Origin of the sequence: Mesorhizobium sp. M7A.F.Ca.CA.003.01.2.1, assembly GCF_003998945.1 — a bacterium.
In the GTDB taxonomy this organism is placed as follows: Bacteria; Pseudomonadota; Alphaproteobacteria; order Rhizobiales; family Rhizobiaceae; genus Mesorhizobium; species Mesorhizobium ciceri.
Genome location: NZ_RZRA01000196.1, coordinates 1 through 6,939, shown reverse-complemented (window position 1 = coordinate 6,939; position 6,939 = coordinate 1). Strand labels below are relative to the sequence as shown.

The 6,939-nt window shown below is 64.4% G+C and carries 9 protein-coding genes; 7 read left to right on the top strand and 2 right to left on the bottom strand.

The annotated features are described in order from the left end of the window. Positions 1-186: 186 nt before the first annotated feature. The 6 genes from EN969_RS10775 (at position 187) to moaB (ending at position 3,884) form a co-directional block, all read left to right on the top strand. Positions 187-411: a DUF2007 domain-containing protein gene (locus tag EN969_RS10775; protein ID WP_063167652.1), complete on the top strand. Its 225-nt coding sequence runs from the start codon at positions 187-189 to the stop codon at positions 409-411. After that, the gene (locus EN969_RS10770) at positions 411-1,211 is read left to right on the top strand and encodes a methyltransferase (RefSeq protein ID WP_013532832.1); all 801 of its coding nucleotides are present in this window, start codon (positions 411-413) and stop codon (positions 1,209-1,211) included. The genes EN969_RS10775 and EN969_RS10770 overlap by 1 nt, the downstream gene beginning before the upstream one ends. A gap of 79 nt (positions 1,212-1,290) precedes the next feature. Then, on the top strand, positions 1,291-2,154 hold the full coding sequence (locus EN969_RS10765; RefSeq protein WP_027164178.1) for a S49 family peptidase: 864 nt from the start codon (positions 1,291-1,293) through the stop codon (positions 2,152-2,154). Positions 2,155-2,237: 83 nt separating this feature from the next. Next, a complete protein-coding gene (locus EN969_RS10760) occupies positions 2,238-2,423 on the top strand; it encodes a membrane protein (protein ID WP_027164179.1) in 186 nt (61 codons plus the stop codon). 20 nt (positions 2,424-2,443) lie between these two features. Continuing rightward, positions 2,444-3,343, top strand: coding sequence for a 4-(cytidine 5'-diphospho)-2-C-methyl-D-erythritol kinase (locus tag EN969_RS10755; RefSeq protein WP_063167651.1), 900 nt, complete (start codon positions 2,444-2,446; stop codon positions 3,341-3,343). Continuing rightward, positions 3,330-3,884, top strand: a complete 555-nt coding sequence (gene moaB, locus EN969_RS10750) for a molybdenum cofactor biosynthesis protein B (protein ID WP_024502637.1) — start codon at positions 3,330-3,332, stop codon at positions 3,882-3,884. The genes EN969_RS10755 and moaB overlap by 14 nt, the downstream gene beginning before the upstream one ends. Before the next feature lie 20 nt (positions 3,885-3,904). Here moaB and EN969_RS10745 read toward each other — a convergent pair whose 3' ends face one another. Together EN969_RS10745 and EN969_RS10740 are read right to left on the bottom strand one after the other, a co-directional pair. Beyond that, positions 3,905-4,879, bottom strand: a complete 975-nt coding sequence (locus EN969_RS10745; protein WP_063167650.1) for a hypothetical protein — start codon at positions 4,877-4,879, stop codon at positions 3,905-3,907. 143 nt (positions 4,880-5,022) lie between these two features. Continuing rightward, on the bottom strand, positions 5,023-5,547 hold the full coding sequence (locus EN969_RS10740) for a glycosyltransferase (RefSeq protein ID WP_063167649.1): 525 nt from the start codon (positions 5,545-5,547) through the stop codon (positions 5,023-5,025). 149 nt (positions 5,548-5,696) lie between these two features. Here EN969_RS10740 and EN969_RS10735 point away from each other — a divergent pair, with 149 nt between their 5' ends. Continuing rightward, positions 5,697-6,851: a PA0069 family radical SAM protein gene (locus EN969_RS10735; RefSeq protein WP_023808673.1), complete on the top strand. Its 1,155-nt coding sequence runs from the start codon at positions 5,697-5,699 to the stop codon at positions 6,849-6,851. Positions 6,852-6,939: the final 88 nt, after the last annotated feature.

Genomic DNA, 6,939 nt, shown 5'->3' with positions numbered 1-6,939 from the left:
TCTTGGTATAGAGCGTGCGACGGCACCCTTAGTCCCTGTATGGACTCTAGGGCGGCGGACATGGGCACGGCAAGTGGCGAATTGGCGCGGCGGCGGCGACAGAATGTCAACGACCCCAAGGGAACGGCTCTGCCCCGGAATCCCCTGCCCGTTTACATCAATAGCGCAAACTGCGAGTTTCATACGATGATAGAACTAGTCCGCACCAACGATGCCGTGATCATTTCCTTTGTCGAATCGCTGATGCGCGACGCCGGCATTGCCTGCTTTGTCGCCGACCAGAATATGAGCATTCTCGAAGGGTCGATCGGTCTTTTGCAGAAGCGCGTCATGGTCGACGCCGACCAGGCCGACGCGGCACGGCGCATCCTCAGGGATGCCGGCATCGCCAACGAAATCCGCGGAAAATAATGTCCGCCGCGCCCGCCGCCCTTGTCCCGGACACGCCGGCCCATACGGTCGACGCTTTCCATCGCGGCCGGTTCTGGCTGGTGCAGCCCAAGCAAGGCGGTCATCGCGCCGGCATGGATGCGATGATGCTGGCGGCCTCCGTGCCGTCCTCTCTTGCCGGTCGTCTCGCCGATTTCGGTGCCGGTGCCGGGGCCGCCGGCCTGGCGGTGCTGTCGCGCTGCCCGGCCGCTGAGGCGGTGCTTGTCGAACGCGCGCCGGAAATGGCGGCCTTCGCGGCAGCCACCCTTGCCCATCCCGGCAATGCCCATCTGAGCGATCGCGCCTCCGTGCTGGTCGCCGATGTCACCGTATCGGGCCGGGCGCGGGCGGCCGCCGGCCTCGCCGACAATGATTTCGACTTCGTCATCATGAACCCGCCCTTCAACGCTCCCCGGGACCGCGCCTCCCCCGATCGCCTCAGAAAAGAGGCCCATGTCATGGAGGACGGGGTGTTCGAGAGCTGGATCCGCAGTGCGGCGGCGGTGGTCAGGCCGCGCGGCGGGCTTGCCGTGATCGCCCGCCCCGAACAGCTCGGCGCCATTCTCGATGCGATCGCAGGGCGCTTCGGCGATGCCGAAATGCTCGCCGTCCACCCTCGCCCAGACGCCGCGGCAATCCGCATCGTTGTGCGGGCAGCGCTCGGGGCACGGGGAAAGCTTGCCATCCGCCCGCCCCTGATGCTGCACGCGCAATCAGGCAACGGCCCTGACGAGCGCAGCGAAATGATTACCAACGGCCTCGCCTCGCTGTTTGGAGATTGAGCTATTCTGCCTGGCCACATTGCCGTTGGCCGGGAAATCCCTACATGCCTGCAACCTATCGACCGGAGACCGCGCCCTCGTGAAACGCCTTATCAACCGCCTGCTGCCGAAATCCTGGCGCTCCACCGTCGTCACAATTCCGGTCATCCGGCTGCACGGCACCATCATGGCAGGCGGTGGCCAGTTCCGGCCGAGCCTGTCGCTGGCCTCCACCGCTGGCCTCATTGAGAAGGCGTTTTCCTACGACGCCCCGGCAGTCGCCATCTCGATCAATTCGCCCGGCGGCTCGCCGGTGCAGTCGCGGCTGATCTTCAAGCGCATCCGTGACCTGGCCACGGAAAAGAACAGAAAGGTACTGGTCTTCGTCGAAGACGTGGCGGCGTCGGGTGGCTACATGATCGCGGTTGCCGGTGATGAGATCTTCGCCGACCCATCCTCCATCGTCGGGTCGATCGGCGTGGTCTCGGCTTCGTTCGGCTTCCCGGAACTGATGAAGAAGATCGGCATCGAGCGACGCGTCCACACCGCCGGCCAGAACAAGGCGGTGCTCGACCCGTTCAAGCCCGAGAAAAAGGAAGATGTCGAGCGGCTGAAGGCGCTGCAGCTCGAGGTGCACGGCACGTTCATCGACCTCGTCAAGGAGCGGCGCGGCGCGAAACTGAAAGACGACCCGGACCTGTTCACCGGCCTGTTCTGGACCGGCATCAAGGGCCTTGAACTCGGCCTGGTCGATGCGCTCGGCGACATGCGCACGGTGCTCAAGACCCGTTTCGGGGCGAAAACCCAGCTCAGGCTGATCACGACACCGCGCGGTTTCCTCAGCCGCTTCGGCCTGTTTGGCTCAAGCAAGGGCTTTTCAGCGCCCGAGATCGCAGGCGCTGCCGCCAGCGGCCTGATCGATGCGGCGGAAGAGCGCGCATTGTGGTCTCGCTTCGAGCTTTGAAAACCCGGCAAAAGCGTCTAGCATGAGAGCTTAACCGACCCGACCGGCCACCTTCGCCGGCCCAGCGTGGGAGGAGTTTTGGTATGCCGCAGATCATTTTCTTCACCGTCGTTGGCGTCGCCGCCTATTTCGGCTACCGCACCTTCATCCGCGAAGCCGAACGCGTGACCGCCAAGGTGCGGCGTACCGAAAAGCAGACGGCCAACGGCGCGATGGGCACTTTGGTCAAGGATCCGAAGACCGGCGAGTACCGGCTGGCCAAGGACTGAGCACCATTTCGCAGACCATTGTGGACACCGACATCGGGTCGCGTAGCTGGCACGCGCACGCCAAGATCAATCTTGCGCTGCATGTCACCGGCAGGCGCCCTGACGGCTATCATCTGATCGAGAGCCTGGCGGTGTTCACGCGGTTTGGCGACAGGGTCGAAATCGCGCCTGCCGACAGCGATGAATTTACCGTGTCCGGCCGCTACGCCCCGGCGGTTCCTCTCGACGCCAGCAATCTGGTGCCTAGGGCGCGCGATGCCCTGCGACAGGCGGTCGGGCACGAGAGAACACCGCCGGTCGCTATCCGGCTGGAAAAGAACCTGCCGGTCGCCTCCGGCGTCGGCGGCGGTTCGAGCGACGCGGCGACCGTGCTGCGCGGGCTGGTGGAGACATGGGGCCTGGATATAGACGGCGCAGAGCTGGCGCGGATCGGCCTCTCGCTCGGCGCCGATGTGCCGATGTGCCTGGCGGCCAGACCTCTGGTCGCGCGCGGCATCGGAGATGAACTGTCGATGGTGCCGGATTTTTCGGCGCTTGGCCTGGTGCTGGTCAATCCGGGCACCCCGGTCTCGACGGCGGACGTCTTTGCGGCGCTTTCCCGGCGCGACAATGAGGCCTTGCCGCCGCTGCCGCGCAGCATCGATTTTCATAGCCTGCGCAACTGGCTGGAGATCACCCGCAACGACCTCGAGCCCGCCGCGCTGGCGATGCAGCCGGCTATCGGCAGGGCGCTTTCCTGGCTGAACAAGGCCGGATCCGGTTTTTCACGGATGTCCGGGTCCGGCGCCACCTGCTTCGGCCTGTTCGAGACCGGCAATGTCGCCAAGCGCGCCGCCGCCGAAATCCGCGGCCGCCAGCCCGACTGGTTCGTCGCGGCGACGCGCAGCATCGCATCGGAGGTATCTGATGGCCAGAATTGACGAGAGCCGCTCCTTCATTCCCGTGCGCATCGCGGTGCTGACCGTTTCAGATACGCGCAGCCTCGCCGACGACAAATCCGGCCAGACGCTGGCCGACCGCATCACCGAGGCCGGCCATATGCTGGCGGCCCGCGATATCGTCACCGACGATCGGGAAAAAATCCGCGACACGGTTCTGGCGTGGTCGCGGGACAAGAATATCGATGTCGTCATCACCACCGGCGGCACCGGTTTCACCGGCCGTGACGTGACGCCGGACGCGCTGGAGCCGATCTTCGAAAAGCGCATGGATGGCTTTTCGGAAGTGTTCCACCGGATCTCCTACGACAAGATCGGCACCTCGACGATCCAGAGCCGGGCGACCGGCGGCGTCGTCAACGCCACCTTCGTCTTCGTGCTGCCGGGTTCGCCAGGCGCCTGCAAGGACGCGTGGGACGGCATCCTGAAGGCACAGCTCGACTACCGGCATATGCCGTGCAACTTCGTCGAGATCATGCCGCGCCTGGACGAGCATTTGCGGCGCGGCAAATCAGCTCCGTAAAGCCGAGGCAAGCGTCGCTCTCAGCGGATGACCGGCTCGCCATGAAACCGCCGGCGCGACGGCGGCGAGACGCCGAAGCCGACTTCCATCATCAGTCGGGGCGTGCGTGCCGGCACGGTGCCCATATGGAAGCCAAAAGGGTCCTCGACGAAACCGAGACCGGCCTCGCCGGTCAGCGTCACCGGGCTCTGCTCGCCATAGACATCCAGGACCTGTTGCGCGGGGTGGCCAACCAGAAGCGTGAGCTGGTGCTTGAGGCTGCGGCGCTTGTGGCTGCCCCTGACATAGACATGCGGACCGGTGTCGGCGTCGACCGGCTTGAGGTAGAAGAAGAATTTCAGCATGCGCCAATCATCGAGGTCGAAATGATACTTGCCGAGCGAGGCGAGGTTCTTGTCGGCATCCGAAGCGGCACCGGTTAGAAAACTCCACCAGACGCGCGTCGTGATCAGTTTTGCCTGGCCGCCGAGATAGTGCGCGGCAATATCCAGAAGCAGCGGATCGCGCTGGATGGCAAGCGCCGCCGGGCAGTCGAGGATGCGCTCGAAAAAATGCCCGCTGAGCAGCGAGCGGCCAAGGCGTTTCTCGGCCTCGGCATGTTCCCCCGGCATGAATTCGAGACGGCGGTCGAAATTGCCGAAGCAAGGCGTGCGCCCGGCGAAGTCGGCGATCTCTTCATGGATATCAGGCGGCAGGACCAAGCCTGAGAACAGCCCGTCGGAGCGCAACGCATCGACGACCGCTCCCCGTTCGACACCGGCAAACATCGTATCCCCGGCATTGGCGACCGGGCGGGCGCGTTTTGCGCCCAGCCAATGCATGCGGCGTCCAGGCATTGTGCGCGCCAGCACGAACATCGGCAGCCAGGCGGGGTTTTCGCGCAGGTCCTTGAGATAGGTCGGAATGCGCACCGCGATGCGTCGCAACAGACTGCCGTCGCGCGCAATAGCCTCGAGACTGGCCGCGCCGGATGTGTCGGGGGTTGAAAGCTTCATTGGGTCCTCGGCTATGAGAGCACCACCGATGCCGCATCGGTGCTCGCCACTCGGCATGTCCCAAACCCAATTCCCGCTTGAACGGACGCTAACCCCGCGTCAGATTTTGTGCAATGCACAATGGCCTGAGCAGCTGCAAAAAATCATGTCGAGGAGCGGCGTTCCTGCTTGGCGGGCGCCATCCAGATCTCGGCGTCGAGCCGCTTCGTTGCGAGGCCGCGGGCGATGGCCTCAGCACTGCCGGCACTCTTGGCCGCGGCCGCCGCCTGACGCTTGCTGATCAGCAATCCGTCGGCCAGGGCGCGGTTTCCCGAAAAGACCCGTGCCAGGAATGGCGTGCGGCTGGCCCGCGTGCGCGAAAACCGTGCGGCCATGGTCTGCCTGGCCGTATGCGCGACAACCTCATCGATCCAGCCCTCCACCAACCGCGCGCCCGGTTCCAGGAGCAGCAACCAGTCCCCCTTGGCCTGGCGGATGCCGGCAGCGACACCGCCGGTCACGTACTGACAGCCGGCATGCTCGGCCACACGATGCGTCTGGTCGGCGGAGCCTGTGTCGCAGACGATGACTTCACGCACCACGCCTTCGACCGCGCCGCCAATCAGCGAGGCGAGCGTGCGGGCGAGGCCCTCCTCGTCATTGCGGGTTTCGATGAGAACACTGAGCATCCTTAGCCGAATAGCGGAAAGCGCCGCACAGCGCCAGTTTTGCATCGCACCATAGAAAGTTCTTGCTTTGTTCTCATCGATGAAATAGGAATAATTTCATGAACAGAGCGATTCGACACAACACGGACAGTCCCTGGGAGCGGGCGAAAATGGAACAGATCGTGCGCGCCGACATTGCAGCTTTCGGAGCAGGAAGAGCCGAGATGGCCAATGCGATGGTCGAGCAGAGCGGCATGCGTGTCCGCCCGGACCGCAACCGCGGCAGGTCGGCCGGCATCAACCCGTCCGGCCGATTCGAGCCAGTCAGCCGGCACGTGTTCGACGATGGCTGGAATTCGCTGGAAGAACTGCCCCCCTTCAAGACCGAAGTGCAGGTCGAGAAGCCGCGCACCATCATCACCCGCAACGAATCGCCCGACATTTCCTTCGACCGTTCCATCAACCCTTATCGCGGCTGCGAGCATGGCTGCGTCTATTGCTTTGCCCGCCCGACGCACGCGTTCATGGGCCTGTCGCCGGGTCTGGATTTCGAATCGAAGCTGTTCGCCAAACCTGATGCGGCGCGCTTGCTCGACAAGGAGCTTTCGAAGGACAGCTATCAGCCGCGCACCATCGCCATCGGCACCAACACCGACCCCTACCAGCCGATCGAGAAGCAATACCGGATCATGCGCGAAATCCTCGAAGTGCTGGAAGCGCGCGGCCATCCGGTCGGCATCGTGACAAAGTCCGCCCTGGTGACGCGCGATATCGATATCCTGTCGCGCATGGCCGAACGAGGGCTCGCCAAGGTGGCGCTGTCGGTGACGACGCTCGACCGCATGCTGGCGCGCACCATGGAGCCGCGCGCGTCGACGCCGACCAAGCGGCTGGAAGCGATCCGGCAGCTTTCGGATGCCGGCATTCCGGCGTCGGTCATGGTGGCTCCGATCATTCCGGGCCTGACTGATCCGGAGATGGAACGCATCCTCGATTCGGCACGTGCGGCCGGCGCGCGCGAGGCGGGTTATGTGATCCTGCGGCTGCCGCTGGAGGTCAGCCCGATCTTCAAGGACTGGCTGCTGCGCCATTATCCCGACCGTTACCGCCATGTGATGTCGCTTGTCCGCTCCATGCGTGACGGCAAAGACTACGATTCGGAATGGGGCAAGCGCATGAAGGGCGCCGGTCCCTATGCCTGGCAGATCGGCCGGCGCTTCGAGATCACAGCCAAGCGGCTTGGTCTCAATGCCGAACGGCGCACGCTGCGGACCGATCAGTTCGTTGCCGCCGGGAAAGACCAGGTGCAACTGACGCTGCTTTGAAGAGACAATTCGTCGCGATGGATTGATCCGTCGCGCACCAAGAATCCCGTCCGGCCTGCCCCGGCCTGCAGACGGTGCCCTCCCGGTC

Coding starts and splice junctions, on each gene's coding strand:
- EN969_RS10740 (WP_063167649.1), bottom strand. CDS start 5,547: ATGCTCAGTGTTCTCATCGAAACCCGCAATGACGAGGAGGGCCTCGCC.
- moaB (WP_024502637.1), top strand. CDS start 3,330: ATGGCCAGAATTGACGAGAGCCGCTCCTTCATTCCCGTGCGCATCGCG.
- EN969_RS10770 (WP_013532832.1), top strand. CDS start 411: ATGTCCGCCGCGCCCGCCGCCCTTGTCCCGGACACGCCGGCCCATACG.
- EN969_RS10760 (WP_027164179.1), top strand. CDS start 2,238: ATGCCGCAGATCATTTTCTTCACCGTCGTTGGCGTCGCCGCCTATTTC.
- EN969_RS10775 (WP_063167652.1), top strand. CDS start 187: ATGATAGAACTAGTCCGCACCAACGATGCCGTGATCATTTCCTTTGTC.
- EN969_RS10735 (WP_023808673.1), top strand. CDS start 5,697: ATGGAACAGATCGTGCGCGCCGACATTGCAGCTTTCGGAGCAGGAAGA.
- EN969_RS10745 (WP_063167650.1), bottom strand. CDS start 4,879: ATGAAGCTTTCAACCCCCGACACATCCGGCGCGGCCAGTCTCGAGGCT.